The following is a 25897-nucleotide window of genomic DNA, read 5'->3' as shown; positions in this document are numbered from 1 at the left end:
TCTCACTGCCCTCTATCAACTAAATCTCTACAATCCGTTACTTATAGCGCGGCTGGGCAACGAAGTTTTTGAAAAACCATATACCAAGTGCTATCACAATTAACCAGGGCAATAGTTTTAGCACAGCTCCAACCATGCCCAATAAGAACATCACCACCAATGCAATGCCAGTCGCAGCAAATACAGTCACCATCGTAATACCAGTCACGAGCAAAGTTGCCGCAAATACTAAAATAAAGATCAGCTCCAACATAATCACTTCTCCTTTGTTTTAGTTTTACTAGAGCAGGTTCTGTACCAACTTATTAAAACAAGAATAAAACCATGATCTATAAGTAAAAATAAAGCCAGAGACATTTCTGCACTCTGGCTTTTCTATTTGTGAGTTGGTAATTTTCACCAACCACTGGTGAAATTTACACGTTCAATTCTTTTGGAATCTTCGCCAGTGCATCTTGCAACACCTCTAAACCAGAACCTGGCTTGTGTGCATTCTCACTGATGTGGCGACGCCATTGACGAGCACCAGGCATACTTTGAAATAAGCCCAACATATGACGAGTGATATGGCCAATGTAAGCACCCTTTGCAAGTTGTGCTTCGATATATGGGTACATCTCTTCAACGATCTCACTGCGCTTCTTCACTGGTGCGGTTGAACCAAACAATTCTTGGTCAACAGATGCTAGCAAGTAGGGGCTTTGATAAGCTTCACGACCAATCATCACACCATCTAAATGTTGTAGATGCTCTTTCGCTTCTTCTAATGACTTTACGCCACCGTTCACAGCGATAGTCAGGTGAGAGAAATCCTTCTTCAACTGGTAAGCGCGTGGGTAATCCAACGGTGGAATCTCACGGTTTTCTTTCGGGCTTAAACCACTTAACCATGCTTTACGCGCATGAATAGTAAATTGTTCACAGCCACCTTTCTCCGACACAATCGATACGAAGTCAGTTAAAAACTCATAAGAATCTTGGTCGTCAATGCCAATACGCGTCTTTACCGTAACAGGAATATCAACCACATCTTTCATCGATGCGATACAGTCAGCGACCAACTGTGGCTCGGCCATTAAGCACGCGCCGAAACGGCCATTTTGAACACGATCAGATGGGCAACCCACGTTTAGGTTAATCTCATCATAGCCACGCTCTTGGGCTAACTTAGCGCACGTTGCCAAATCAGCTGGGTTTGAACCGCCAAGTTGAAGGGCTAACGGGTGCTCTTCTTCGTTATAAGCTAGGAAATCTCCTTTTCCATGAATGATCGCACCTGTTGTTACCATTTCGGTGTACAGCAGGGTTTCTTTGGTCATTAAGCGATGGAAGTAGCGACAATGACGATCCGTCCAATCCAACATTGGTGCTACAGAGAGCCTGCAAGAATGAGTCATGATATAAACACCCGTTTTTACGTTGCCAAGGTAGAGCGCGGCGTTGCGCCCCAAAAATTAAGTCGGGTATTGTATACCCACCGTGCAATGGATGCGAGCGCTGTGAATCGCCGCCCCAACACCCTATTTCGGCATTGGTATCTCGTTCTGTGATATCCGTTGCTCACTCTACTCTTCATCGACTTGCTTTAGTTCATGATTTTCGGTCTGATAGTAGGTAAAATGCAGTATTTCTAAACGAACTTCGTATAGAAATGGTTTATCATAAAGCACGTCCGATAGTTATGGTGAAAGATTTGGACCCAACAATCCTTGAACAAATTGAACAAATCTGCGCTGAGCGCGGAGTAAGATTGACGCCGCAGCGCCGACGCGTTTTTGAGCTAATTTGTTCTAATCGCCGCGCCTCTAGTGCGTATGAGCTATTGGAGCAACTGAAAGAGAGTGAGCCTCAGGCTAAGCCACCGACTGTTTATCGAGCATTAGATTTTCTTCTAGAACAAGGCTTTATTCATCGAGTGGAATCAACGAACAGTTTTATTACTTGTTGTTCGTTCAATACTCAACAGCATTTTTTCCAACTGTTAATTTGCGATAAATGTGGCGATGTCGTTGAACTCGAAGACGAGACGCTGATATCCTTATTAGCCAATAACGCCGAGAAACATGGATTCAAGCTAACGAATCAAGTTATCGAAACCCATGGCGAATGCCAGGCGTGTTCCTCGGAGACGAAAGAAGAAAGATAGAAGAACGTTATGCGCGCTGAATTTGTAAACCCGTTTTTAGCTTCTTTAATGAATGTTCTAAAAACTATGGCTTCGCTAGAACTGAAGCCACAAAAACCGCGAATCAAGAAAGATGAGATCGCACGAGGTGACGTTTCTGGTCTTATTGGTATGGTTGGCCCACAAACTCGTGGTTCAATGTCGATTACCTTTGATGAAGCGTTAGCACTAGAAATCATGCAAAACATGCTTGGAGAACGTCCAAACGGACTGAACGAGGAAGTGACTGACATGGTTGGTGAGATCACTAACATGGTGACTGGTGGTGCGAAACGTATTCTAGCGGAAAGTGGGTTCGACTTTGATATGGCAACGCCAGTTGTGGTATCAGGTAGAGGCCATACCATTCGCCACAAGTGTGAAGGCTCAATCATCATCATGCCTTTCTCTTCACAGTGGGGAAATGCCTTCATCGAGATTTGCTTCGAATAATAGAGAATAAATAAGTTGGTAAATGCCAACCTATTTGTTTCTGTCTCAGACAATAAAAAAGGTCAGCACTTGCTGACCTTTTCTTTTTCTATCTATTCAAACATTAAGCTTTAAAAGCTTTGAATGCGTTGATTAGACCGTTTGTAGAGCTGTCGTGTGAACTGATTTCAGAACCGTCAGCTAGCTCAGGTAGGATTTGGTTTGCTAGTTGTTTACCTAGCTCAACACCCCATTGGTCGAAGCTGAAGATATTCCAGATAACGCCTTGAACGAAGATTTTGTGCTCGTACATTGCGATTAGGTTACCTAGCGTGCGAGGTGTGATTTGCTTAACTAGGATAGAGTTCGTTGGGCGGTTACCTTCAAATACTTTGAACGGTACTAGAGACGCCATTTCTTCTTCACTCTTACCTGCTTTCGCAAATTCTGCTTGCACTGTTTCTGCAGGCTTACCAAATGCCAAAGCTTCTGTTTGTGCAAAGAAGTTAGACATCAGTTTTTGGTGGTGATCACTTGCTGGGTTGTGGCTGATTGCTGGAGCAATAAAGTCACATGGGATCAACTTAGTGCCTTGGTGAATCAGCTGGTAGAACGCGTGCTGACCGTTAGTACCTGGTTCACCCCAAATGATAGGACCAGTTTGGTAAGTCACTGCGTTACCTTCACGGTCAACGTACTTACCGTTAGATTCCATGTTACCTTGCTGGAAGTACGCCGCGAAACGGTGCATGTACTGGTCGTAAGGTAGGATTGCTTCAGACTCAGCGCCATGGAAGTTGTTGTACCAAATACCGATCAAAGCAAGAATTACAGGGATGTTGCTTTCTAGATCTGTCGATACGAAGTGGTTATCCATCTCGTGAGCACCGTCTAGAAGCTCGAGAAAGTTGTCGTAACCTACAGCCAATGCAATTGAAAGACCGATTGCTGACCATAGTGAGTAACGACCACCAACCCAATCCCAGAACTCAAACATGTTATCTGTATCGATACCAAACTCAGACACTGCAGGAGCGTTAGTAGAAAGCGCTGCGAAGTGCTTGGCAACGTGTGCTTGATCGCCAGCAGTTTCTAGGAACCAATCACGAGCAGAGTGCGCGTTTGTCATGGTTTCTTGAGTCGTGAATGTCTTAGACGCGATCAAGAATAGTGTTGTCTCTGGATCGACTTTCTTCAGAGTTTCAACGATGTGAGTACCATCAACGTTAGAAACGAAGTGCAGGTTTAGGTGGTTTTTGTATGGTGCTAGTGCTTCAGTCACCATGTAAGGACCAAGGTCAGAACCACCGATACCGATGTTTACGATGTCTGTGATTGCTTTACCTGTGTAACCTTTCCACTCACCGTCAATTACGCGATCAGTGAATGATTTAATTTTCTCAAGAACTGCGTTTACCGCAGGCATCACGTCTTCGCCGCCAACCATTACTGGCTTGTTAGAACGGTTACGCAGTGCAGTGTGAAGAACAGCGCGATCTTCTGTTTTGTTGATCGCTTCACCACTGAACATCGCTTCAATTGCTGACTTAAGCTCAGTCTCGTTAGCAAGAGCGAAAAGGTGCTTCAGAGTGTCCTCGTTGATTAGGTTCTTTGAGTAATCGACTAGGATGTCTGAGCCGAAACGTGCAGAGTATTTGTCGAAACGCGCCGCGTCTTGAGTAAATAGCTCTTTCAGATCCATATCTTGTGCAGATTCGAAATGCGCAGTTAGCGCTTTCCAAGCTTGTGTTTGCGTTGGGTTGATATTTTTCAACATGGTCTTTATCCCGATGTTACAGTAGGTTCCATTCCTTACAGTCTAGCGAAAACTGTGGAATCCCCGATTTAGCAAAAAGAATATAAATTAGATGTTTGGGCGAATTGCCACAAAACAAGGCTTTGTAATTTTTTTTCAATCATCAATTATGACCGAGTGCCTTTACACTCACATTGAGTTAGGTCACGTTCCCTGTTTCGAATTTGAACAATTCATTTAAGATGTCGGGAATCATATCATCTACTCATGATAGGCTCTAATTGGATTAGGATAGACGCCAAATCGAATTTTTCCAAAGGAACATATATGTGGGCACAAAAAATACTGCAATTAAAAGCGCGTAGCCGTGGTTTCCATCTCATCACTGATGAAATTGAACAACAATTACCACAAATCCAATCGCTTTCAGTAGGTTTGTTACATTTGTTTATTCAACATACGTCCGCTAGCCTGACCTTAAATGAAAATGCCGACCCAACAGTGCGCATGGATATGGAAGCCCACTTCAACAAATTTGTTCCTGAGCGTGCCCCGTACTACCAACACACTTATGAAGGCGATGATGATATGCCAGCCCACATCAAAGCGTCCTTATTGGGCAATAGTGTGACAATTCCCATCCAAAACGGTCAATTAGCGTTAGGAACATGGCAGGGTATTTACTTGGGTGAGCACCGCGATTACGGCGGAAGCCGTCGTGTCATCGCAACCATCAACGGTGAATAGTTCAGATAAAACAAAGGCTAACCAACTGGTTAGCCTTTGTTTTATCTCAATTTAGAAGGGCTGATTGATCATTACTCGGAAGGTGCCTTCATCAGCGCCTTTGGCCATTTCAGCACGAACCACAATACCCTCGACTTGGAAGCGCACTGCACCACCGATGTTCCACTTCATGTCTTCATGTAATGTTTTAAGATTGTATTCATCTGCAACTCTACCCACTTCGACAAAAGCTACCCACTGCCACCATGGTAAGTCGTAGTAGTTAATCAATGGAATATCATCGAGCGGTTGCCAATCTGGCAATACACGATACTCAGCAGAGTAGTGAATCGCGCTGCGTCCATGGTAACGACCAGCTGTATAACCACGTAGACGATACAAACCGCCTAGACGAACTTGTTCTTGTTCTGGTGGACGACTACACACTGCACCATCACATTGATCCCACGTCGGCGTATCTGCAGTGAAAAAATCAAAGGCGAGCACTTGTTGATCGAACCAATCCCCTAACGGCCCCAATGAATAATATTGGCTGTTTTGAAATTCCCACTTTAACCACAGATCCTCTGATTGCAAACTGTCCGCGCCAGTGGTTAGGTCGAAAGAGGTATGAGAGCCACGCGTCGTGTTACGTACACTGTCTCGATTATCCCAATCAAAGGTCAGAGTAAAGCCCGTCGCTTCTTCCTTTTTATCATTGTAGATATCCAACTCTCGAGACGAGTAAAAAGGCGTGAAGATGATGGAGCTCACTCCCGAGTCAATTGGAGAAGCAAAGCTCACATCTCGAACCGGTTGGAATGCGCCAAGTAACCCATGTTCACGGACATTCCCCCAAGGCAGTAAGTACTTGAATTCAAGCTTATAGTTATCTTCGTCTCCATTGGTCACGGTTTTATCTTCCGTTGAAGAGTCATTCGAGCCTTGGTTGCCTAAGTAGTACGGATTATCGTTAAAACGCGCTTGGTACATCTGCGTACTGAACAACAGGTTTGAAGATAGAGCGTAATTGAAGGCAGAAAGAAAACCGACATAGCTATCTTTCTCAGAATAAAGTCCCATTCCGAATAAAGCCGCTTGAGGCTGACCGACACCTTTCGCAACCCCAGCTAAACCGACGGTGCTACCCATGGTATCCGTACTGAAATAGAAAGGAACAAATGCTGAATCTTTCTCTTTCGCCAGCGCCTGTGGAGATAAAAAAAGGCTGGCAGAGAATGCCAGCACTGAAAATAATATTTTCTTCATGGGTTACTTCGAATATTCCATTTCGACACGAGAAGTCAGTTTAGTCACTAACTCATAAGCAATGGTGCCAATGTGGCTTGCCACCTCTTCTGCAGGCAGTTCTTTCCCCCACAGTATTGCTTCATCACTGACCTTATCTGTCGCATCAGGGCCGAGATCAACAGTCAACATGTCCATTGAGACTCGACCGGCAATAGGCACTTTGCGACCATTGACCAAAACGGGTGTGCCATTCGGGGCAGTTCGTGGGTAACCATCGCCATAGCCAACCGCAATGACCCCTACTTTGGTATCACGCTCGCTGGTCCACATACCACCATAACCAACACTTTCGCCTTTCTTCACCTCACGAACTGCGATCAAGTGCGATTTTAGTGTCATGACCGGTTGATAGCCAAGTTCTTGCGCCGTTTTATCATTGAATGGTGAAACACCGTACATGATGATCCCCGGACGAACCCAATCCAATTGACTTTGTGGCCAAGCAAGTAAACCAGCTGAAGCTGCAAGAGAGCGCTCTCCCTGACAACCAGCAGTCAAAGACATAAAACGTTCAATCTGTTCAGGAGTGATGTTGCTGTCTAGCTCATCTGCACAACCGAAGTGACTCATGTAACGAAGTGGTTTCGCTACGTTTGAACACTCTTTTAAGCGTGAAACGAATTCGTCGTATTGCTCTGGACGAACCCCCAAGCGATGCATACCGCTGTCGATTTTAAGCCAAACGACCACAGGGGTTTCCAGCTCTGCTTGCTCCAAAGCAACAAGCTGTTCTTCACAGTGCACGACCGTTTGAATGTTGTTGGTCACTAAAATAGGTAAGTCACCTGGTGAGTAAAAACCTTCTAGCAGCAGAATGGGTTTTACCACACCACAAGCGCGTAATTGCAGCGCTTCTTCAATCCGTGCAACACCAAAGGCATCGGCGTGTGTCGCATGCTTCGCGACATGACGTAGACCATGGCCGTAACCATTGGCTTTGACCACCGCCATCACTTTGCTGTCTGGTGCTTGCTCTTTTACACGTTGCAGGTTGTATTGCAACGCAGACAAGTCAATGCATGCCATCGCGGCTTTCTTGTAACTCATTGCATTACTCATCATCAATATCAAATGCTGGACCCGCGTAATTATCAAAGCGCGAGTGTTGTCCTTGGAAGGTCAAGCGTACTGAACCGATAGGACCATTACGTTGTTTACCCAAGATAATTTCTGCGGTGCCTTTGTATGGGCTATCTGGGTGATAAACCTCATCACGGTAGATGAACATGATCAAGTCTGCATCCTGCTCGATAGAGCCTGATTCACGCAAGTCCGAGTTAACTGGGCGTTTATCAGAACGTTGCTCTAGGGAACGGTTAAGCTGCGATAGTGCGACAACTGGCACGTTCAGCTCTTTTGCTAATGCTTTAAGTGAACGTGAGATCTCTGCAATCTCAAGAGTACGGTTATCCGACATTGCAGGGACACGCATCAACTGAAGGTAGTCGACCATGATCATTGATAGACCACCATGTTCACGAGCGATACGACGTGCTCGCGAGCGAACTTCTGTTGGAGTTAGACCTGAGCTGTCATCAATGTACATGTTCTTCTTCTGCATCAGGATACCCATGGTAGAAGAAATACGCGCCCAATCTTCATCGTCTAGCTGACCAGTACGGATCTTGGTTTGGTCAACACGAGAAAGAGACGCAAGCATACGCATCATCAACTGTTCTGCTGGCATCTCTAGCGAGAAAATAAGCACCGGCTTTTCTTGCTGCATCGCAGCATTTTCACACAAGTTCATCGCAAAGGTCGTTTTACCCATCGATGGACGCGCAGCAACAATCACCAAGTCAGAGCCTTGTAGGCCAGCCGTTTTCTTGTTGAGGTCAGTAAAACCAGTATCGACACCTGTAACACCATCTTGTGGTGTTTTGTACAGAATCTCGATACGTTCAAGTGTTTTTTCAAGAATGTTATCCACGTTTTGTGGGCCTTCATTCTCACTGGTACGAGCCTCTGCAATTGCAAAAACTTTACTCTCGGCTAGGTCAATTAAGTCTTCAGAGCTACGACCTTGAGGATCGTAACCTGCATCCGCAATCTCATTGGCTACACCAATTAAACCGCGCACAATCGCGCGTTCAGCAACGATATCGGCATAAGCATTAATATTCGCAGCACTTGGTGTGTTTTTGGCCAGATCGGCAAGGTAAGCAAAGCCACCCACATCTTCAAGCTGTTCATGACGCTCAAGATGTTCAGAAAGTGTGATTAAGTCGAGAGGCTTACCCGCTTCTAGTGTGGTTTTCACGCCTTCGAAAATAAGACGGTGTGGACGGCTATAGAAATCACTGCTGACAACACGCTCTGCAACGGTGTCCCAACGTTCATTGTCCAGTAAGAGACCACCAATCACTGATTGCTCGGCTTCCAGTGAGTGAGGTGGCACTTTGATTGCGTCTACCTGACTGTCTGAAGGTTTGCGATTTCTGTTTTCCGCCATGACTTTGCTCGATAACTACTAATGACCCAAGATTATAACCTTAAACCCAACCAAGATGCTTCCCCGATGCGACAATTACTTGTTAAGAATTCAACAAGTGAATGACTAACAATCTGCTTTTCATCGCGGTTAACTTTTGTGATTTAGTTAGAATCGATTTATCCGTAATGAAACAGATAGTTCACTAAGTTTAGTCGTTCGAGAGGGAGCCTACACCTTGGTTCTTACGTTTAGGTCTAATAAAATTTAACCTACCATTGACCCAATAAAATATCTGTATCAGTATCATGCCCCTCCTTTTTTAATTACGTTCGAGGTATTTGTGTCCCGATACTGGTTACTTGGCTTTAGCTTGCTTTGCACGGGAGCATCGTTCGCTGAAGAATCAGTACAGCCAGAGCAAGAAATTGAAGTGCCCGATCCTCTACTTACTGAGGTCGAGTTCGGCTATCAAGCTCACACAGGTAACACGGACTCTCGTTCCCTGAATGCTCGTCTGAGTGCTGAATATACTTCTGGCCGACACCGTTCAAACGGTGAATGGAAGTATTACAACCTTTATAAAGATGGTGAAGAAGACAAGCGTTCTTCGACCTACACCGCGCAAAGTGACTACAAGTTAGGCTCAAAGACTTATTTGTACGGCAGTTTTAAAGGGGTTGATTCGCGCTACAGTGCTTACTTTAAAGACTACACACTTTCTGGCGGTCTAGGTTACCAGTTCGCCTATACAGAGAATTTCACGCTAGAGGCGGAGATCGGCCCTGGCTTTCGTTATCAAGAACCAAACCTTGATGAGATAGACGATGACGATATCGTCTTTCCTGATATCGTTCGAGAAGGCATTTTCCGTGGGAATATCAATACCACGTGGCATGCTTTGGATAACTTAAGTTTTTCTGCCGACATTACCTTAGTAAGTGGTAAAAGCAACACGCGTGTCGATAGTGATCTCAGCGTGACTAACGACATCACTGAAGATATCGCCTTAAAGTTGGCACACTCGCGTCAATACCACGATAAAGTGCCAGAGGGGCTCAGTAAAGCAGACAGTGTATTCTCTGTAAACTTACTGTTCGCCTTCTAATTCTCACTTTTTTCTCTGAAAATCAGACATAAAAAAGCACCTCAAAAGAGGTGCTTTTTAATATTTCGTCTTGGTACTGAATTACTCAGCAGCAACAACTTGTACGTTCGCAGTAGCGAAAACTTCAGAGTGAAGTTGAACGCTGATCTCGAACTCACCAGTGTTACGTAGAGCACCTTCAGGAAGGCGAACTTCGCTCTTAGCAACTTCAACGCCTGCAGCTGTGATAGCGTCAGCGATGTCACGAGTACCGATAGAACCGAACAGTTTACCTTCGTCACCAGCTTTAGAAGCGATAACAACTGCTTCTAGAGCGTTAACTTTCTCAGCACGTGCTTCAGCAGCAGTTAGTTGCTCAGCAACTTTAGCTTCTAGTTCAGCGCGACGAGCTTCGAACATTTCAACGTTGCCTTTAGTTGCCATAACTGCTTTACCTTGAGGGATAAGGAAGTTACGAGCGTAGCCAGACTTAACGTTTACTGTATCGCCAAGACCACCTAGGTTACCGATTTTATCAAGTAGAATAACTTGCATTGTTTAATCCTCTTTCTTAATAAAACGAACCGATTACTGATGCTTGTCAGTGTACGGTAGTAGAGCTAGGTAGCGAGAACGCTTGATAGCGCGAGCTAGTTGACGCTGGTACTTAGCGCTTGTACCAGTGATACGGCTAGGTACGATTTTACCAGCTTCAGTGATGTAGTTTTTAAGAGTTGCTACGTCTTTGTAATCAATCTCTTGTACGCCTTCTGCAGTGAAACGGCAGAATTTACGACGACGGAAGAAACGAGCCATGGGCTATCTCCTGATCTTAAATTTGAGTAATGTTGTCGGCGTGTAACACTAATTTCCCAACGCCATTTCGGCCGGTCTGATAAGCGACAAAACCGCCTACCTTAATGTTACTGCCTTGTACTAAATTCTGAGTTAATGCTTGTGACCCAAGCCCACTAACTACTACCGGCATTCGACAATAAACTTGTCGAGGTAGATTAGCTTCGATAACAGTAGAGCGATGCTCTAGCCAAAATCGACAGTGTTCAATGCCACCAGGGCTTTTACTACGAATGGGCGGCTTGGCAATGGTGCCACTCAGCTCCATTCGATTGGTCATAAGAAATATTACTCAGCAGCTGCTTCTGGCTTAGCTTCAGCACGCTCTTCGCGACGAGGAGCACGCTCTGCACGCTCTTCTTTCTGCTTAAGCATAATAGATTGCTCAGTGATAGCCGCTTTAGTACGCATGATCATGTTACGTAGAACTGCATCGTTGAAACGGAAAGCAGTTTCTAGCTCATCGATTACAGCTTGGTCAGCTTCAACGTTCATTAGAACGTAGTGAGCTTTGTGAAGCTTGTTGATTGGGTAAGCCAGTTGACGACGGCCCCAGTCTTCTAGACGGTGGATTTTACCGCCAGCTTCAGTGATTGAACCAGTGTAACGCTCGATCATGCCAGCAACTTGCTCGCTTTGATCAGGGTGCACCATGAATACGATTTCGTAATGACGCATTGGTTGCTCCTTACGGATTATTAGCTTCCACGATTGGCTCGGTCGTCCAGAGGAAGCAAGGAACTAAAGAAAATTGACCGAGAATTAAGGAAGACGGATAGTACAGAAAGGAAGCAAAATAGGCAAGTGATTATTTGCGTCACTCAGACGATATTTTCTTCGCTCTAGCCCTAGATACGACAAAGGCTGCCAGCAAAGTGACAGCCTTGGAAGCTTAAGACTTCAATGCTTATTTTGCTTTTGCTAGCTCTTCACGCATTTGGTCGATCACTTGCTTGTAGTCTGGCTGACCGAAAATTGCAGAACCTGCGACAAACATGTCCGCGCCAGCTTCCGCAATTTCACGAATATTATCGACTTTCACACCACCATCAATTTCAAGGCGAATATCACGGCCAGACTCATCAATCATCTTACGTACAGCGCGCAATTTATCCAGCGTATGAGGGATGAATGATTGGCCACCAAAGCCAGGGTTTACTGACATTAGAAGAATTAGGTCAACTTTATCCATGATGAATTCAAGGTGTGACAGCGGTGTAGCTGGGTTAAGTACTACACCAGCTTGACAGCCATGTTCTTTGATCAACTGCAATGTACGATCAACGTGCTCTGATGCTTCAACGTGGAAGGTAATCATCGATGCACCCGCCTTCGCGAAGTCTGGAATGATGCGGTCTACGGGTTTCACCATTAGGTGAACATCGATTGGAGCCGTGATGCCATAGTCACGAAGTGCTTTACAGATTGGCGCACCAAAAGTCAGGTTTGGTACGTAGTGGTTATCCATTACATCGAAATGCACCACATCCGCACCCGCTGCGAGTACTTTTTCCACATCTTCACCGAGACGAGCAAAATCAGCCGATAAAATGGATGGAGCAATAAGAAAATCTTTCATACCTGACCTCAGTAGTGGCGAGCAAACAACAAATAATGTTGCGCGCAATTCTACCGAAGCCAGTGGGGAGATCCACTACTTAGACGTAATAGTGTGAGAATTATGAGGCAGAAGTATCCGAGTTCGGCGCATTAAAAAGAGCCAGTAACTCATCGACTTTGTTTCGGCCGCTGCCATTACGGCTAATAGTACGCTTAACTTTAACAACGCTCAGATCAGCACCATGATACAAGCGGCGCGTGAGTGTCGTATCGTGGTTAGAAATCAAAACAGGAATGCCGCGTTCAGTCGCTGCCCTCTCTGCGATGTCCGCCAATGCGGCTTGGTCATCAAGCGTAAAGCCATTTCCAGCGTAAGAGGTAAAGTTTGCTGTGTTCGATAGTGGGGCATAAGGTGGATCACAGTAAACCACACTGCCCTTACGTGCTCGACTGAATGTCTCAGGATAGCCTTCACAAACGAAAGTGGCTTTCTTCGCTTTTTCAGCAAAGAATTCCATTTCAGCTTCTGGAAAGTACGGCTTCTTGTATGAGCCAAAAGGCACGTTGAAGCCGCCTTTTTTGTTATAGCGACAAAGGCCATTAAAACCAAAACGGTTCATGTATAAGAAGGCCAGTGATCGATACATCACATCGTCTGTGTTGTTGAACTCAGCACGAATACTTAAATACGCTTCTTTACGATTGTTCTCAGCAACAAACCAGCGTTTCGCTTCTGAGATGTACTCTTCAGGATGCTCTTTCAGTAAGTTGTAGAGATTGATCAAATCAGGGTTGATGTCGGCCAATAGATATTGGTCATAATCAGTATTTAGAAATACTGAACCTGCACCAACAAAAGGTTCAACTAGCTTTCGAGCCGGTGGCAAATGACGTTGGATGTCTTCAACCAGACCGTATTTTCCTCCTGCCCACTTAAGAAAGGCTCGTTGCTTTTTCATCTACTGCTCTATCTATCGACCAAAAATTAAGGCTGCGGAATGTAACATATTTTTCAACGAAGCTCAGGATTATTTCACGCGATCAATTTCACGATGCACCTGACCTAAAGATTTTGCCCAAGGACTCAACGATTTCAGTGATTCTGGCAAACTTTCCACCGCATCGCGTGCAAGTTGGATAGTCGGATAATCTTTATAGGTCACAATGTACCATTCCGTCCCGCTGCGCACGGTTGGGTAGATTCTCACTTGTTGGCTAAGTTGGTGTTCATCCAAAAAAGCTTGCACATCTTCCATTGACGTCATTGCGGCTAGCTGCAAGGTATACGCTCTTGACGAAATCGCTTTGAGCTCTTTTCGCGCAAAAGAGAATTTTACGATCGGCTTGCTGGAAGGGCTCGGTTCTGTTGATGCAACCTGCTCTTTTTGAACCACATTAATCAATGACGAAGCAGCGCTAGTTTTCGCTTGAGGAACAGACTCTTCAACCACTTGTTTGATGTCATCTGTATTGGCTTCCTCTGGCTTTCCTTCCAACAGCGCATCCACGACGTCAGATTCAATCACAACGCGTTGCTGTTTATCTTCAGAGCCAACACTTGCCACTTCATCCGTTACCGCTGGAGGCAGTGAATCAGAATCGTCCGTTGCCTTAGTTAGATCCGCTTGCTCATTGGTATCATTTTGCGCGGTTGCAGAATCTGCACCACTGACTTTTGATTTTGGGGTCGTTAAGGTTGGAATGGCCGTTTGTTCAATACTACCAGTGATCAGCTGAGCTTTATCGTCAGCACTTGGTTGATTGAACATCCACCAGTACCCACCCGCTGCTAACAGTAATAGAACCAGCACCACCAATGCGATATTTAGTGGTGAGCCAACAATTGAGCGGATAATGATCCTTTTTTCCACTTTCATTTCTCCTAACGCCATGATGTCGCCCGGTACAGGGTCGACTTTTTTAAATGCATCTCGAACGCGCTTTTCGGATTCATCATCAACGTACCGAATCACCAAGGATTCAAAGAAACGACGCGCTTCCACTTCTGAGAGCATTTCTACATCAAGCTCTACTGGTTTGTGCTCTTGTCCGTAACTAATACGTGACAATAATGATTCCAATCGACCAGCTTGAGTGAATAACAAGATGTTTATTTTCCACTTCGGATTCACTTGCGCTGCAAGTACTAACGTCCAAAGCTCCGAAACTAACGTTTCACTGAGAAGATGTGCATCATCGACAACAATAGCGATGTCGCATGCCTCGTTCCCCAAGATTCTTTCAAGACTGTCAACCAAGGTATCTTGTTGGTTAAATAAAGCATCCGAAACGATCTGGCTCAAGATGAGCATTCGACGTTGAACATCATCTTGATTGGCATGACAAAGTAGCAAACATTGATTTTTGTTACTTGCACCAAGCTCAAGATATCGTTGCGCTAACCAAGATTTGCCATATCCCGCATGGCCATTAATCGCGATAAGATTAGAGCCAAAGTTGGTTAACAATCCTAATCGATCCAATAACTCGGTTTGAGAATCCAATTCCAGAACGTGAGCAAAACTCATCTAATAACCTTAATAAACAACAAGAATGACGCCCGAAGACGTCATTACAAGGTTAAATATCGCGACCGAAGTCGATAGCTTGTTTGATCACATCTTGAGGAGTATCGGCAATGACTTCTGCACTACCAATCCCCGTAGGTAAAACTAAACGAAGCTGACCTGAAAGCACTTTTTTATCACGCATCATGTGCGTCATAAAATCATCAAAAGACATGCTTTCTGGAGTGTGGACTGGCAATTTCGCACGACGCAGAATCGCAATAATGCGATCAAGCTGTTCTTGAGTGATAAGCCCACGAAGATGTGACGTTTTCGCAGCCATCACGGTGCCAGAAGAAACGGCTTCACCATGTAACCAATTGCCGTAACCTAGCTCAGCTTCAATAGCATGACCATAAGTATGACCCAAGTTGAGCAACGCTCGGATACCCGATTCTTTTTCGTCTTGAGCAACGACTTCCGCTTTAATTTCACAACAACGTGCAATCGCGTAAGTCAGTGCTTCTTCTTCAAGGGCATAGAGGCGTTCGAGATTCTCTTCTAACCAATCGAAAAACGCACCGTCATAAATGATGCCGTACTTGATCACTTCCGCAATACCAGCGGCGAACTCACGCTCTGGCAGTGTAGATAAGCAATTGGTGTCAATGATGACTGCTTTAGGTTGGTAGAAAGCGCCAATCATGTTTTTGCCCAGCGGATGGTTAACCGCAGTTTTACCACCAACTGAAGAATCAACTTGAGACAACAAGGTGGTCGGGATTTGAATAAAATCCACCCCACGTTGATAACAAGCGGAAGCAAAACCAACTAAATCACCGATCACGCCACCGCCCAGTGCAATAATCATAACGTCACGTGCATAGCTTCCCTCTAGCAGGAAGTTCATGACTTGATTAAATACTTCTAGGCTTTTGTATTGCTCACCATCGGGTAATTCAAGCAAAGAGGCATCACAACCAAGCTGCTTTAGTTGACTAAGAATTTGGTCCGCGTACAGAGGCGCGACCGTGACATTACTGATCACGACAACCTTCTGATTTGCGTTTTTATTTGAGAGAACTTGAGAAAGGTACGCCGGGTCCTCAAATAACCCGGCGCCAATAGAGATTGGGTAGCTACGCTCTGCTAGATTGACCGTAATCCGTTCCATCGGTGTGCTCCAATTTGAAAAAGATAAATGCTTATCTCTCTTCTAGCATTTTTACGATCTGGTTGGCTACCACTTTTGCACTCTGATCGTCAGTACGAACTGTGTAATCCGCTACTTCTTCGTATAGTGGGTTACGTTCGCCTGCCAAAGATTCCAACACTTCACGAGGATTGTCCGTTTGAAGTAATGGACGCTTCTTGTCACGGTTTGTACGTGCAAGTTGCTTTTCGATAGTTGTTTCTAGGTAAACAACAACACCACGAGCAGAAAGGCGATTGCGGTTTTCTTTGCTCATTACAGAGCCGCCACCAGTCGCTAGCACGATGCCTTGCTCTTGAGTTAAGTCTTCAAGCACCGTTTCTTCACGCTTACGGAAGCCTTCTTCACCTTCTACATCAAAAACCCAAGAGATATCTGCACCGGTACGTTCTTCGATCACTGTATCAGAGTCCACGAACTCCATATGCAGCTGCTGTGCTAGATGTCTACCAATTGTACTTTTGCCGGCACCCATTGGGCCAACAAGAAAAATATTACGTTTCTCAGCCATATTTAGCGGTAATTTACAACGTTAATTCAATAAGATCGCCACAAGAAAACACAGCCAAAGTGCTGTTTCACAAGGCTTGTGGCACCAATTCCTCACAGATAATTCGTGATAAGACCCGAAATTATCCAAGCATGGTGCCACTAATGCAACTTTATTTTTGATCTAATCGTTTTTTTGCTGATTCTGTCTTACTGAATAACGACCTTCGGTGTAACAAAAATCAACAACTCACTTTTGCCTACATTTTCGTAACTTCGGCGGAAAAGCGCTCCTAACAGCGGTAAATCACCTAATAAAGGCACCTTATCGACGGAGTTGGTAATACTATGTTGGAAAATACCACCGAGTACGACGGTCTCTCCGTTATTCACTAACACTTGAGTACCAATACGTTGAGTATCGATCGCTACCGCCTCACCAGTGCCCGTTTTTACCACTTGCCCTGGTCTATCTTGCGTAACACTTAAATCCAACACCAAACGGTTGTCAGGAGTAATCTGCGGTGTCACCTTCAAACTAAGCACGGCTTTTTTAAAGGTCACAGAAGTTGCACCACTGGATGACGACTCTAAATAAGGGATCTCTGTACCTTGCTCTATATAGGCCGGTTTTTTGTTAGTGGTAATGAGACGTGGACTTGAAATGATTTCAGCTTTTGATTCTTGTTGTAGTGCAGACAACTCTAAATCCAACAAGGTGTCAGAACCTAGCTTAGCCACTTGAAAGGCAAGGCTGGTTGCATTTGGACTGGTTGCTGCCAAGTTGACGTTAAGGAAGTCATCGATACCGACACTACCACCACCGTCTTCACCTTCGCCGTCACCACCGCCGCCATCGTAAAGGCCGATAGTGGCAAGGTTGTTCTCGATAGAACCCCCCACCGTGTGACTACCATTAATAGAAGTAAAGCCCCAACGAACACCCAGCTCGTCCATATTACCTTCATTGATGGTAACGATACGCGCTTCAATTTGAACCTGTTTCACTGGAATATCGAGAGACTCTATGATTTCACGAATCACTTCAATGTTACTAGGAAGCTCTCGAATCAGCAGAGAATTGGTGCGTTCATCAATCGTCATACTGCCGCGGTCCGACAACATGCTGATATTACCTTCACCATTGATCATCTCTGCGATATCAGAGGCTTTCGCAAAGTTCACTTTGATGATCTCCGAAGAAAGATCTCCCATCTCTTGCTCAAGCTTCTGCTTCTCTAACTGCTGCTTCTCACGCAAGTCCAGCTCATCTTTTGGTGCGACCAGAATAACGTTGCCATCCACGCGTTTGTCTAAGCCTTTTACTTGCAGAATGATATCGAGTACTTGCTGCCAAGGCACACCGTCAAGACGCAATGTAAGATTGCCTTCTACTGAGTCAGAAACAACTAAGTTGAACTGGTTATAATCCGCGATAAGTTGCAGAACGTTACGCACTGGAATGTCTTGGAAGTTAATCGAAATCAACTTGCCTTCTTTTTCCAGAATACTTTTGTCTGGCACCTTTTCGTTCGGCTTGAGCTTGCCCACTTTAACTTCCAAGTATCGCCCTGTCAGACGGTAATCATGGGTATAGTCTTCATCAATATAAGCCACGAGGCGCGTTGTCGAGGTATCACGAAATATCTCGACACTTTCCACTACGGTAGAGAAGTCTTTTACATCAAGAAGATAAAGCTGATCATCTTTAACTGACGTATTGAGCAAATCGATACTCAAGCCTTCTTGCACGCGCTTGATGTCCACAATGGCAGCAGGCGAAGCAAGCTCAACCACAATCACCGCGTCTTTGTCTTTATTGGTACGGAAATCAATGCTTTTGAAGGCATTAGACTGAACTTCGTTCGCGACTGCGAAAGGGGCTAAAAATAAAAACAACCAAAAAGAGAAGAGCCCTATTAGCTTCCTTGGTATACGTGTTAATCCTTGTCTCATTTTCATCATTACTCAATATCAAAAATAAATGCAGCTATGCCTATCTCAACGCCAACTTAACTTTGCGTTTTTGCCAACAACCCAGACCGTCTGGCAGAGTTTCATTAATCAATAAATAGTTGTGGGATACATGGGTGACCTTGCCGTTGTTGCGCCCTAAATATTGGCCCGGTTTTACTTTATAAACAGTGCCATTCGGCGCTTGGACTAACCCAGATACGCTACTTCCCATTCCCATTACGCCCTTCAAACGCAATTGCCCAAGAGGAAAACGCTCTAACTTGCCAGTTCGCTTCCTTGAAGGTGGTTGCCAACAGTCTTCTCTGGCAACCGGTTGGGTGGCTATAGTCGCCTCCTTCGGCAGCTCAAACGGTGCTCGCATGATTTGAGGGTCGTAATTGACCACCACATATTCTTCGGCAGGCTTGAGCTTGGAGACGTCACGTCGAGCTTGGTTTTCTACATCACGAATAAAACCGGTAAGCGACTCATCATTGGCTTGGCAACCCGTTAGCAACGTGACCATACAAACCATCAGCAAAGAACTATTTCGCATCTTTCTGTTCCTCTGGTTTGAACTGGTATGTATTCGCCTTAACACGGAAGTGCAACGTCTCACTTTCTTGGCTGACACGCTGCCAAGTCACGTCTTTAAATGTGATGATGCGAGGTAATGTCGCTATCGCTTGTGAAAAACGACCAATGTCGTGGAAGTCTCCCGTTAACTCGATATTGAGCGGTAACCGATAAAGGAAGTGTTCAGATTGTTTTTTACCCCAGTCAATCCGAGTAAAAGTCAGTTTGTTATCAATACCGAGTTCGTTGACTGAGGCCAACATAGTTGCCAGTTCTTTTTGCGCAGGTAATTGCTGAAGCAACAACTCGTAGCGCGTGGTTAACTCATCAAGTTGAGATTGTAGCTGGGGTAAGGCCGCAACTTTGTTAGCTTTGATGCGCAACGCGACTTTCAAGGTTTGCTCTTCTTGAATCAACGTATTCAAGCGCTCCTCTTCGGGCTTTAAGTAAAACCAATACCCAAAACCTTGGATTAAAAGCACCATTAATAAGATGACCACTAACTGAGGCAGCACTGGCCACTCAGCAATTTCATCCATATCAAGATCTTGCCAATTAACCACGTTGCTCTCCTTCCGCTTCTTTAAACATGAAAGAGACTTTGAACGTTTGGAACTCTTTACCAAAACGCGCTTTACCATGAACGATAGAATGCATCTCGACATCAAGTAACTTCGCAGAGCGTTCCATATTGTCTAACATCGTCGCCAAACGTGGTGTGCTGTCTGAAATACCAGAGATTTCAATCTCAAAATCGTTCATTTTGATTTTGTCGACGTAGACACCATCCGGAATCACCGACGGCATCAAGTTCATAAACTCAGTGGTTTTGTTACGTCCGTTTTGTAAACCTTCCACCGTTTTCAAACGCTCTAGGATTTTGCCGTGCTCTTGCTCTGCAATCTTCATTGCCTCAATGCGTTTATCCAACTGAGATATATAGTGTGCTAGGTAGTCCAAACGCTGTTGCTGCTGATCTTGTTGATACTGGTAGTATTTACCGATTCCCCACTGCACACCCAGCGCCGCAATAACACCAAGCACAATCAAACCGACAAAACGGCGGCGGTGTTCTTCACGCTGATTTTCACGCCAAGGGAGCAGGTTAATGTGATAGAGCATGATGACCTCCCAGCCACTGGATACCACGAACTGCCAAACCCGCAGCGGTAGTGAAGTGCTGCCAATCTGCGGCGCGGCGCTTGCGCTTAGAAACTTTCATTTCAAATAAGCCCAGTGGGTTAAACAACTCACATTCGAGCGCCAGTTGACTGGAGAGCTCTTCAGCTAACATTGGGGTGGACGCCCCCTCACCGGAGAGCCAAATACCTTTAATATCTTGAGAACCATTAATAGAGGTATAGAGTTGCATTTGACGTTTCACGCGATCCACAACTTGACGGTTGAATTGTTCTGTCATGACTTGAGCATCATCAGAAAGCGGGTTGTCGTGCAAAAGGCCACTAGCGGCACGAGTGCCACACACAAACTCTTTATGGAATAACTCACCTTGCTCGGTAAACATAGTGAACGAGCTATTTAATACCCCGATGTCCAGTAGGCAGTATTTGCTTTTGTCAGGGTAGCGTTCCGTGGTTAACTTCCAGATATGCCCAAGACTTTGGGAATGCACGTCCACCAGCACGGTTTTTAGACCAGATTTTTGCAATGCTTCTACGCGGGTTTCCACCACGTCTTTACGTGTTGCGAAAACTTGATAGCTTTCTGTCCCACGCATTTGCTCATCAGATTCCACTAATACAAAATCAAGACTAAGCTCTTCTACAGGGAACGGCGATTGATGAGAAAAAGCCTGTACGACGGCAAACTCTTTTTCACTTTCCTCTAAACTTTGTTCGATTTGCAGTTTTTTGCTGATCACCGCATTGTCAGGAACTGAAATCGCGACTCGATTAGCCCTAAAAGGGAGGTCTTTTTTCATCTCTTTTAGGGTCTTTACAATTTCTTGATGATTTATGGTGTTATTTTCAGCGACAATACCTTCTTTAAGTATTATTTCTTTGTAACCCAGTAAGGCATAACTGTTGCCATTGGGTTTAAGTACCACGGCTTTGAGGCTGTTATGGCCGATATCTATGCCCGTAACTAATAGCTTATCCATCTCTACTCTCGCTCCGAAATTCCTGTGTGCCAGTGTCATTAGCACCCAGAGAATTTTCTTCGTGCAAAGGTTGTTATTAGCATCCAAATAAGAGTTAATATCTCTTATGTGCTAAATTTTTGACCTAAGAGTACAAGGGTTTGCCGTTACACAGCCTCAACCAATCAGGGATTCTCCGGTGAAGTTCATAAAGCGTTTATTATTTTTAACATTGATTTGCATAATTCTTGGAGTCACCACAATTTTTGGCTTCTATCAATACGTGAAGCCTGAATTGCCAGATGTTGCAACACTAAAAAATGTTGAATTACAAACACCTATGCAGGTATTTAGTCAAGACGGGAAACTGATCGCACAGTTTGGCGAGAAGCGTCGAATTCCTGTTACCTACGACGAAATTCCGCAAGATTTAATTCATGCGCTGATCGCAACCGAAGATAGCCGTTTTTACGAGCACCCAGGTATTGACCCAATCGGCATTACGCGTGCAGCTGTTGTTGTTGCGTTATCGGGTTCAGCAAAACAAGGTGCGAGTACTATTACTCAGCAGCTAGCGCGTAACTTCTTCCTATCTAACGAGAAGAAGATCATGCGTAAAATTAAAGAAATCTTCATCGCCATTCATATTGAGCAGCTGCTTTCTAAACAAGAAATCATGGAGCTGTATGTCAATAAAATCTTCCTTGGTTACCGCTCTTACGGTTTCGGCGCAGCAGCTCAAGTTTACTTTGGTAAGAGCTTAAATGAACTGACCTTGAGTGAAATCGCAACACTGGCAGGTATGCCAAAAGCGCCATCAACCATGAACCCGCTTTACTCACTAGAGCGCGCAACAAACCGTCGTAACGTGGTTTTGATGCGTATGCTAGATGAGAAATACATCACTCAAGAACAGTACGATGAAGCACGTTCAGAGCCGATTGTTGCTCGCTACCACAGTGCTGAGATTGAACTCTCTGCTCCATACGTTGCAGAGTTAGCACGCTCATGGGCAGTAAAAGAATACGGTGCGGAGCAGGCTTACACGTCAGGCTTGAATATCTACATGACGGTAGATTCAAAACTGCAAGATGCCGCAAATACCGCATCCATCAATAACATCCTTGCGTACGATGAACGTCACGGCTACCGCGGCGCGGAAAAAGTACTGTGGAAAGAAGGCGAAACGGCTTGGGATTCAGAACAAATTGAAAAGCATCTGAAGAAACAACCGACCTATGGCCAGCTCTATCCTGCTATTGTCACTAAAGTCGATGACAAAGCCGCGCAAGTTTGGGTGAAAAATAACGAAGAGCAAACCATCGCTTGGACTGGTATGAATTGGGCTCGTAAGTACCTGACTGATCAACGTCAAGGTAGAGCACCGAAATCAGCCAAAGAGATCTTAGCTGTAGGCCAACAAATCTGGGTACGTGAAATCAGTACGACAGATAAAGAAGGCACAACCATCAATAACTGGAAGCTAAGCCAAGTACCAAGCGCAAATACAGCGTTTGTGGCAATGAACCCAGAAAACGGTGCAATACTGTCTCTAGTTGGTGGCTTTAACTTTGTTCATAGCAAGTTTAACCGTGCAACCATGTCTATTCGTCAGGTTGGTTCGAGTATCAAACCATTCATATATTCGGCAGCAATCAATAAGGGCTTAACCCTTGCTTCACTAGTAAACGATGCGCCAATCAACAAGTGGGATGCAGGTTCAGGTTCGGCATGGCGTCCAAAGAACTCACCGCCGACTTACGTTGGCCCAACTCGCCTACGTATCGGTTTAGCGCAGTCGAAAAACGTAATGGCCGTACGTACACTACGTGAAGTTGGCCTAGATGAAACACGTGAATACCTAACTCGCTTTGGGTTTGATATTGACCAAGTGCCTCGTTCAGAAACGATCGCATTGGGTGCTGGTAGCTTAACACCAATGAAAGTCGCGCAAGGCTACTCTGTATTTGCAAATGGTGGCTACTATGTAGAACCGTTTTACATTGACCACGTTGAAAACTCATTTGGTGAAGTACTGTTTAAGGCAAACCCAAAAGTGATTTGTCAGCACGACTGCCCTCAAATGCCAGTACAGCCTGAAGATAAGTTTGCAGCCGAATTTGGTGAGCAAGATGTAACAACGGAAAACATTGCCCCTGATAACGCTCTAGAAAACGACACACCACAATATGCAAAACAAGTTATCTCTGCTCAAAATGCATTCATCATGCGCGAGATGATGTACAGCAATATCTGGGGTGGTGGCAGCTGGCGTGATGGTACAGGTTGGAACGGTACCGGCTGGCGAGCACAGAAACTGGAGCGTCGTGATATCGGTGGTAAAACGGGCACAACCAACGACTCAAAAGACACTTGGTATAACGGTTACGGTCCGGGTATTGTGGCTATTGCATGGGTTGGTTTTGATGATCACTCTCGCACGTTAGGCCGTACCACTGTGAACAGTAACCTAGGGAAAGGCCAAATTTCTGGTGCAGAATCTGGCGCTAAAACGGCAGAACCAGCTTGGATTGATTTCATGCGTGCTGCACTAGACGGAGTGCCTCAACAAGGTAAGAATATTCCAGACGATATCGTTCGAGTTCGTATCGATCGTGATAGTGGCCTACTGACTCATAAAGTTGATGGTTCATCCATGTTCGAATACTTCGAAAAAGGCACAGAACCAACCGAGTATGTCGGCAACAGCCTGGAAGACAGCATCTACTCTGGTGGTAGCGGCGGTGCAGAAGAACTGTTCTAATACCACGCAATACTAACAAAGAAAAAGGGAGCCGATTGGCTCCCTTTTGTTTATATCAGCATCTCAAAGCTAGGCTGCAATTGGTGCTTCTTTCGCTTCAAGAATGTTTTTGATGGTCGCTGCTAAGGTTTCAAAACGCGTACGCAATGGAGAGCCAGGACGGTAAACCAACACAATGCTGCGTGATGGTGTTGGGTTCATTGCTGGCACGTAACACACGCCATCTTTTTTCTTTTCATGCGGCACAGACAACTGTGGCAACAGAGTAATCCCTGCTCCCGCCGCCACCATGTTACGCAGTGTTTCTAGGCTAGTCGCTTTAAAGCGCTCATCATCTTTCGCTCCGGCAGCAAAGCAGAAACCCAGAGCTTGGTCTCGTAAACAATGACCATCACCCAAAGACAACACCGTCTTGCCATTGAGGTCGAGCATATCAATATGATCTAACCCAGCCCATTCGTGATCACAAGGTACCGCAACACTTAAAGGCTCGTTGTACACCTCAATTTCTTTAAAGGGCGCAGTCTCATCAACCGATGCTAAAACAAGACAATCTAACTTGCCATCTTCTAATTGACGGACCAATTGGTGGGTCTGCGCCTCATGTAAAAACAGCTCCAAATCTGGAAACTCTTCTTTAAGGTGAGGAACTATTTTAGGTAGGAGGTAAGGACCAACTGTTGGGATAAAGCCAATGTGCATTGGGCCAGTCATGGCACCACTTTGACCGCTCGCCATATCTTTGAAGGTTTTTACTTCACTCAAAATACGTTTTGCTTGCTCAACCAACTGTAAACCAGAGTCAGTAAACAACACGCGACGACTGCTTCTTTCAAGCAGGGCAGTGCCTAACTCGTCTTCTAGTTTACGAATCTGGCCACTCAATGTTGGCTGACTAACAAAACAAGCTTCCGCTGCTTTTCGAAAATGCTTGTGCTCCGCAAGCGCCACCAAGTACTCAAAATCTCGAATATTCATAACGTACGATTCGCTTCTTGTTTGGCGATAGAAATAATCTATCAAAACCATAGCATTAAACGATTAGAGCTATCAAAGTTTTTTTTCAATAATGAGCTCAAGAAAACGAAACTGAGCGCTAAATAACGCTAAGCTCGAAAACGAATTATTTCATAAATTTAAAAAGGAAATCATCATGTTTGCATCAAAAGAAGGTCAAGCTGTACCACAAGTTACTTTTCCTATCCGTAAAGGTGACGCATGGGTGAATGTAACCACGGAAGACTTGTTCAAAGACAAAACGGTTATCGTATTTAGCTTGCCTGGTGCTTTTACTCCGACGTGCTCATCAAGCCACCTACCACGTTACAACGAACTGTTCTCTGTATTTAAAGAACATGGCGTGGATGAGATTCTATGTGTTTCCGTAAACGATACATTCGTAATGAACGCATGGAAAGCTGACCAAGAAGCTGAAAACATCACTTTCATCCCAGATGGTAACGGTGAGTTTACAGACGGTATGGGTATGCTTGTAGATAAAAACGACATTGGTTTTGGTAAGCGTTCATGGCGTTACAGCATGCTAGTGAAAAACGGCGTAGTAGAAAAAATGTTCATCGAACCAAACGAGCCAGGCGACCCGTTCAAAGTATCTGATGCAGATACGATGATGAACTACATCGCTCCTGAGTACAAAACTCAAGAATCAATCACCGTATTCACTAAACCAGGTTGCCCTTTCTGTATGAAGGCGAAACAAAACTTGATTGACCACGGTCTTCAATATGAAGAAGTGATTCTGGGTAAAGACGCAACAACAGTAAGTCTACGTGCAATCTCTGGTCGCACAACGGTACCTCAAGTGTTCATCGGTGGTAAACACATCGGCGGTAGCGAAGAGCTAGAAACGTACCTAGGTTAATAATTTGCCTAATGGGCTTGAGTTGGCAATCTCGCTATCCAGAACTCAGCCCTTGGTCTCCCAGAGCATCCCTCGCCTGGGAGACCA

The 25897-nt window shown here is 45.0% G+C and carries 27 protein-coding genes; 6 read left to right on the top strand and 21 right to left on the bottom strand.

The window, feature by feature from the left end:
• Positions 1–37: 37 nt before the first annotated feature.
• Together pspG and dusA are read right to left on the bottom strand one after the other, a co-directional pair.
• Positions 38–253: an envelope stress response protein PspG gene (pspG, locus tag ITG12_RS12860; RefSeq protein WP_005438463.1), complete on the bottom strand. Its 216-nt coding sequence runs from the start codon at positions 251–253 to the stop codon at positions 38–40.
• 163 nt (positions 254–416) lie between these two features.
• Positions 417–1397: a tRNA dihydrouridine(20/20a) synthase DusA gene (gene dusA, locus ITG12_RS12855; RefSeq protein ID WP_061036331.1), complete on the bottom strand. Its 981-nt coding sequence runs from the start codon at positions 1395–1397 to the stop codon at positions 417–419.
• Positions 1398–1681: 284 nt separating this feature from the next.
• Here dusA and zur point away from each other — a divergent pair, with 284 nt between their 5' ends.
• Together zur and ITG12_RS12845 are read left to right on the top strand one after the other, a co-directional pair.
• Positions 1682–2146 (top strand): zinc uptake transcriptional repressor Zur, encoded by a 465-nt coding sequence (zur, locus tag ITG12_RS12850; RefSeq protein WP_038865518.1) that lies wholly within the window; start codon positions 1682–1684, stop codon positions 2144–2146.
• A gap of 9 nt (positions 2147–2155) precedes the next feature.
• Entirely contained in the window at positions 2156–2617 is a 462-nt protein-coding gene (locus ITG12_RS12845; RefSeq protein WP_005381269.1) for a chemotaxis protein CheX, read from the top strand.
• Positions 2618–2720: 103 nt separating this feature from the next.
• Here ITG12_RS12845 and pgi read toward each other — a convergent pair whose 3' ends face one another.
• Positions 2721–4373 carry a glucose-6-phosphate isomerase gene (gene pgi, locus ITG12_RS12840; RefSeq protein WP_248873123.1) on the bottom strand — a complete coding sequence of 551 codons (1653 nt, stop codon included), beginning with the start codon at positions 4371–4373 and terminating at the stop codon, positions 2721–2723.
• A 306-nt stretch (positions 4374–4679) separates the two neighbouring features.
• Between pgi and ITG12_RS12835 the strand changes: the two genes are divergently transcribed.
• Positions 4680–5099 carry a secondary thiamine-phosphate synthase enzyme YjbQ gene (locus ITG12_RS12835; RefSeq protein WP_042605956.1) on the top strand — a complete coding sequence of 140 codons (420 nt, stop codon included), beginning with the start codon at positions 4680–4682 and terminating at the stop codon, positions 5097–5099.
• A gap of 51 nt (positions 5100–5150) precedes the next feature.
• On the opposite strand, the gene ITG12_RS12830 is transcribed toward ITG12_RS12835, so the two are convergent.
• The 3 genes from ITG12_RS12830 to ITG12_RS12820 are packed head-to-tail and all read right to left on the bottom strand — an operon-like array spanning position 5151 to position 8841.
• Entirely contained in the window at positions 5151–6347 is a 1197-nt protein-coding gene (locus ITG12_RS12830; protein ID WP_248873122.1) for a hypothetical protein, read from the bottom strand.
• A gap of 3 nt (positions 6348–6350) precedes the next feature.
• Positions 6351–7436 carry an alanine racemase gene (gene alr / locus ITG12_RS12825; RefSeq protein ID WP_038865520.1) on the bottom strand — a complete coding sequence of 362 codons (1086 nt, stop codon included), beginning with the start codon at positions 7434–7436 and terminating at the stop codon, positions 6351–6353.
• Between the two features lie 4 nt (positions 7437–7440).
• The gene (locus ITG12_RS12820) at positions 7441–8841 is read right to left on the bottom strand and encodes a replicative DNA helicase (RefSeq protein ID WP_038865480.1); all 1401 of its coding nucleotides are present in this window, start codon (positions 8839–8841) and stop codon (positions 7441–7443) included.
• Positions 8842–9163: 322 nt separating this feature from the next.
• On the opposite strand from ITG12_RS12820, the gene ITG12_RS12815 reads away from it, so the two are divergent.
• Entirely contained in the window at positions 9164–9928 is a 765-nt protein-coding gene (locus tag ITG12_RS12815) for a DUF481 domain-containing protein (protein WP_038865481.1), read from the top strand.
• Positions 9929–10009: 81 nt separating this feature from the next.
• Here the strand turns inward: ITG12_RS12815 and rplI are convergent, their stop codons facing one another.
• The 14 genes from rplI to pilM all read right to left on the bottom strand — a co-directional run bounded on the left by rplI (position 10010) and on the right by pilM (position 21185).
• On the bottom strand, positions 10010–10462 hold the full coding sequence (rplI, locus tag ITG12_RS12810; protein WP_038865482.1) for a 50S ribosomal protein L9: 453 nt from the start codon (positions 10460–10462) through the stop codon (positions 10010–10012).
• 33 nt (positions 10463–10495) lie between these two features.
• Complete coding sequence (gene rpsR, locus ITG12_RS12805) at positions 10496–10723, bottom strand: 30S ribosomal protein S18 (RefSeq protein WP_000090472.1); 228 nt, start codon at positions 10721–10723, stop codon at positions 10496–10498.
• A 16-nt stretch (positions 10724–10739) separates the two neighbouring features.
• Positions 10740–11042, bottom strand: coding sequence for a primosomal replication protein N (gene priB / locus ITG12_RS12800; protein WP_005438449.1), 303 nt, complete (start codon positions 11040–11042; stop codon positions 10740–10742).
• A gap of 8 nt (positions 11043–11050) precedes the next feature.
• Entirely contained in the window at positions 11051–11440 is a 390-nt protein-coding gene (gene rpsF / locus ITG12_RS12795) for a 30S ribosomal protein S6 (protein WP_010443890.1), read from the bottom strand.
• Between the two features lie 229 nt (positions 11441–11669).
• Positions 11670–12341: a ribulose-phosphate 3-epimerase gene (gene rpe, locus ITG12_RS12790; protein ID WP_038865484.1), complete on the bottom strand. Its 672-nt coding sequence runs from the start codon at positions 12339–12341 to the stop codon at positions 11670–11672.
• Positions 12342–12441: 100 nt separating this feature from the next.
• Positions 12442–13281: a Dam family site-specific DNA-(adenine-N6)-methyltransferase gene (locus ITG12_RS12785; RefSeq protein WP_042602609.1), complete on the bottom strand. Its 840-nt coding sequence runs from the start codon at positions 13279–13281 to the stop codon at positions 12442–12444.
• A 69-nt stretch (positions 13282–13350) separates the two neighbouring features.
• The gene (locus tag ITG12_RS12780) at positions 13351–14850 is read right to left on the bottom strand and encodes an AAA family ATPase (RefSeq protein ID WP_248873121.1); all 1500 of its coding nucleotides are present in this window, start codon (positions 14848–14850) and stop codon (positions 13351–13353) included.
• Positions 14851–14902: 52 nt separating this feature from the next.
• The gene (gene aroB / locus ITG12_RS12775; protein WP_248873120.1) at positions 14903–16003 is read right to left on the bottom strand and encodes a 3-dehydroquinate synthase; all 1101 of its coding nucleotides are present in this window, start codon (positions 16001–16003) and stop codon (positions 14903–14905) included.
• A 31-nt stretch (positions 16004–16034) separates the two neighbouring features.
• Positions 16035–16553, bottom strand: a complete 519-nt coding sequence (gene aroK, locus ITG12_RS12770; protein WP_038865492.1) for a shikimate kinase AroK — start codon at positions 16551–16553, stop codon at positions 16035–16037.
• 188 nt (positions 16554–16741) lie between these two features.
• Positions 16742–18493: a type IV pilus secretin PilQ family protein gene (locus tag ITG12_RS12765; protein WP_045405855.1), complete on the bottom strand. Its 1752-nt coding sequence runs from the start codon at positions 18491–18493 to the stop codon at positions 16742–16744.
• Between the two features lie 34 nt (positions 18494–18527).
• Positions 18528–19043 carry a pilus assembly protein PilP gene (locus tag ITG12_RS12760; protein WP_038865496.1) on the bottom strand — a complete coding sequence of 172 codons (516 nt, stop codon included), beginning with the start codon at positions 19041–19043 and terminating at the stop codon, positions 18528–18530.
• Complete coding sequence (gene pilO, locus ITG12_RS12755) at positions 19033–19626, bottom strand: type 4a pilus biogenesis protein PilO (protein ID WP_038865498.1); 594 nt, start codon at positions 19624–19626, stop codon at positions 19033–19035. The genes ITG12_RS12760 and pilO overlap by 11 nt, the downstream gene beginning before the upstream one ends.
• Entirely contained in the window at positions 19619–20185 is a 567-nt protein-coding gene (locus ITG12_RS12750; RefSeq protein ID WP_038865500.1) for a PilN domain-containing protein, read from the bottom strand. Before ITG12_RS12750 ends, pilO begins: the two co-directional genes overlap by 8 nt.
• On the bottom strand, positions 20169–21185 hold the full coding sequence (gene pilM / locus ITG12_RS12745) for a type IV pilus assembly protein PilM (RefSeq protein ID WP_248873119.1): 1017 nt from the start codon (positions 21183–21185) through the stop codon (positions 20169–20171). The genes ITG12_RS12750 and pilM overlap by 17 nt, the downstream gene beginning before the upstream one ends.
• Before the next feature lie 178 nt (positions 21186–21363).
• On the opposite strand from pilM, the gene ITG12_RS12740 reads away from it, so the two are divergent.
• Complete coding sequence (locus ITG12_RS12740; protein ID WP_038881654.1) at positions 21364–23928, top strand: PBP1A family penicillin-binding protein; 2565 nt, start codon at positions 21364–21366, stop codon at positions 23926–23928.
• A 69-nt stretch (positions 23929–23997) separates the two neighbouring features.
• Here ITG12_RS12740 and oxyR read toward each other — a convergent pair whose 3' ends face one another.
• Entirely contained in the window at positions 23998–24906 is a 909-nt protein-coding gene (gene oxyR, locus ITG12_RS12735) for a DNA-binding transcriptional regulator OxyR (RefSeq protein WP_038865506.1), read from the bottom strand.
• A 175-nt stretch (positions 24907–25081) separates the two neighbouring features.
• Between oxyR and ITG12_RS12730 the strand changes: the two genes are divergently transcribed.
• Entirely contained in the window at positions 25082–25810 is a 729-nt protein-coding gene (locus tag ITG12_RS12730) for a redoxin family protein (RefSeq protein ID WP_038865508.1), read from the top strand.
• The last annotated feature ends 87 nt before the right edge of the window (positions 25811–25897 follow it).

It is taken from the genome of Vibrio sp. ED002 (genome assembly GCF_023277445.1).
GTDB classification, from domain to species: Bacteria; Pseudomonadota; Gammaproteobacteria; order Enterobacterales; family Vibrionaceae; genus Vibrio; species Vibrio jasicida.
Note: the sequence above shows the minus strand (reverse complement) of the source record. Positions and strands in the feature narration are given on the sequence as shown.

Coding starts and splice junctions, on each gene's coding strand:
- pspG (WP_005438463.1), bottom strand. CDS start 253: ATGTTGGAGCTGATCTTTATTTTAGTATTTGCGGCAACTTTGCTCGTG.
- dusA (WP_061036331.1), bottom strand. CDS start 1,397: ATGACTCATTCTTGCAGGCTCTCTGTAGCACCAATGTTGGATTGGACG.
- zur (WP_038865518.1), top strand. CDS start 1,682: ATGGTGAAAGATTTGGACCCAACAATCCTTGAACAAATTGAACAAATC.
- ITG12_RS12845 (WP_005381269.1), top strand. CDS start 2,156: ATGCGCGCTGAATTTGTAAACCCGTTTTTAGCTTCTTTAATGAATGTT.
- pgi (WP_248873123.1), bottom strand. CDS start 4,373: ATGTTGAAAAATATCAACCCAACGCAAACACAAGCTTGGAAAGCGCTA.
- ITG12_RS12835 (WP_042605956.1), top strand. CDS start 4,680: ATGTGGGCACAAAAAATACTGCAATTAAAAGCGCGTAGCCGTGGTTTC.
- ITG12_RS12830 (WP_248873122.1), bottom strand. CDS start 6,347: ATGAAGAAAATATTATTTTCAGTGCTGGCATTCTCTGCCAGCCTTTTT.
- alr (WP_038865520.1), bottom strand. CDS start 7,436: ATGAGTTACAAGAAAGCCGCGATGGCATGCATTGACTTGTCTGCGTTG.
- ITG12_RS12820 (WP_038865480.1), bottom strand. CDS start 8,841: ATGGCGGAAAACAGAAATCGCAAACCTTCAGACAGTCAGGTAGACGCA.
- rplI (WP_038865482.1), bottom strand. CDS start 10,462: ATGCAAGTTATTCTACTTGATAAAATCGGTAACCTAGGTGGTCTTGGC.
- rpsR (WP_000090472.1), bottom strand. CDS start 10,723: ATGGCTCGTTTCTTCCGTCGTCGTAAATTCTGCCGTTTCACTGCAGAA.
- priB (WP_005438449.1), bottom strand. CDS start 11,042: ATGACCAATCGAATGGAGCTGAGTGGCACCATTGCCAAGCCGCCCATT.
- rpsF (WP_010443890.1), bottom strand. CDS start 11,440: ATGCGTCATTACGAAATCGTATTCATGGTGCACCCTGATCAAAGCGAG.
- rpe (WP_038865484.1), bottom strand. CDS start 12,341: ATGAAAGATTTTCTTATTGCTCCATCCATTTTATCGGCTGATTTTGCT.
- ITG12_RS12785 (WP_042602609.1), bottom strand. CDS start 13,281: ATGAAAAAGCAACGAGCCTTTCTTAAGTGGGCAGGAGGAAAATACGGT.
- ITG12_RS12780 (WP_248873121.1), bottom strand. CDS start 14,850: ATGAGTTTTGCTCACGTTCTGGAATTGGATTCTCAAACCGAGTTATTG.
- aroB (WP_248873120.1), bottom strand. CDS start 16,003: ATGGAACGGATTACGGTCAATCTAGCAGAGCGTAGCTACCCAATCTCT.
- aroK (WP_038865492.1), bottom strand. CDS start 16,553: ATGGCTGAGAAACGTAATATTTTTCTTGTTGGCCCAATGGGTGCCGGC.
- ITG12_RS12765 (WP_045405855.1), bottom strand. CDS start 18,493: ATGAAAATGAGACAAGGATTAACACGTATACCAAGGAAGCTAATAGGG.
- ITG12_RS12760 (WP_038865496.1), bottom strand. CDS start 19,043: ATGCGAAATAGTTCTTTGCTGATGGTTTGTATGGTCACGTTGCTAACG.
- ITG12_RS12750 (WP_038865500.1), bottom strand. CDS start 20,185: ATGCTCTATCACATTAACCTGCTCCCTTGGCGTGAAAATCAGCGTGAA.
- pilM (WP_248873119.1), bottom strand. CDS start 21,185: ATGGATAAGCTATTAGTTACGGGCATAGATATCGGCCATAACAGCCTC.
- oxyR (WP_038865506.1), bottom strand. CDS start 24,906: ATGAATATTCGAGATTTTGAGTACTTGGTGGCGCTTGCGGAGCACAAG.
- ITG12_RS12730 (WP_038865508.1), top strand. CDS start 25,082: ATGTTTGCATCAAAAGAAGGTCAAGCTGTACCACAAGTTACTTTTCCT.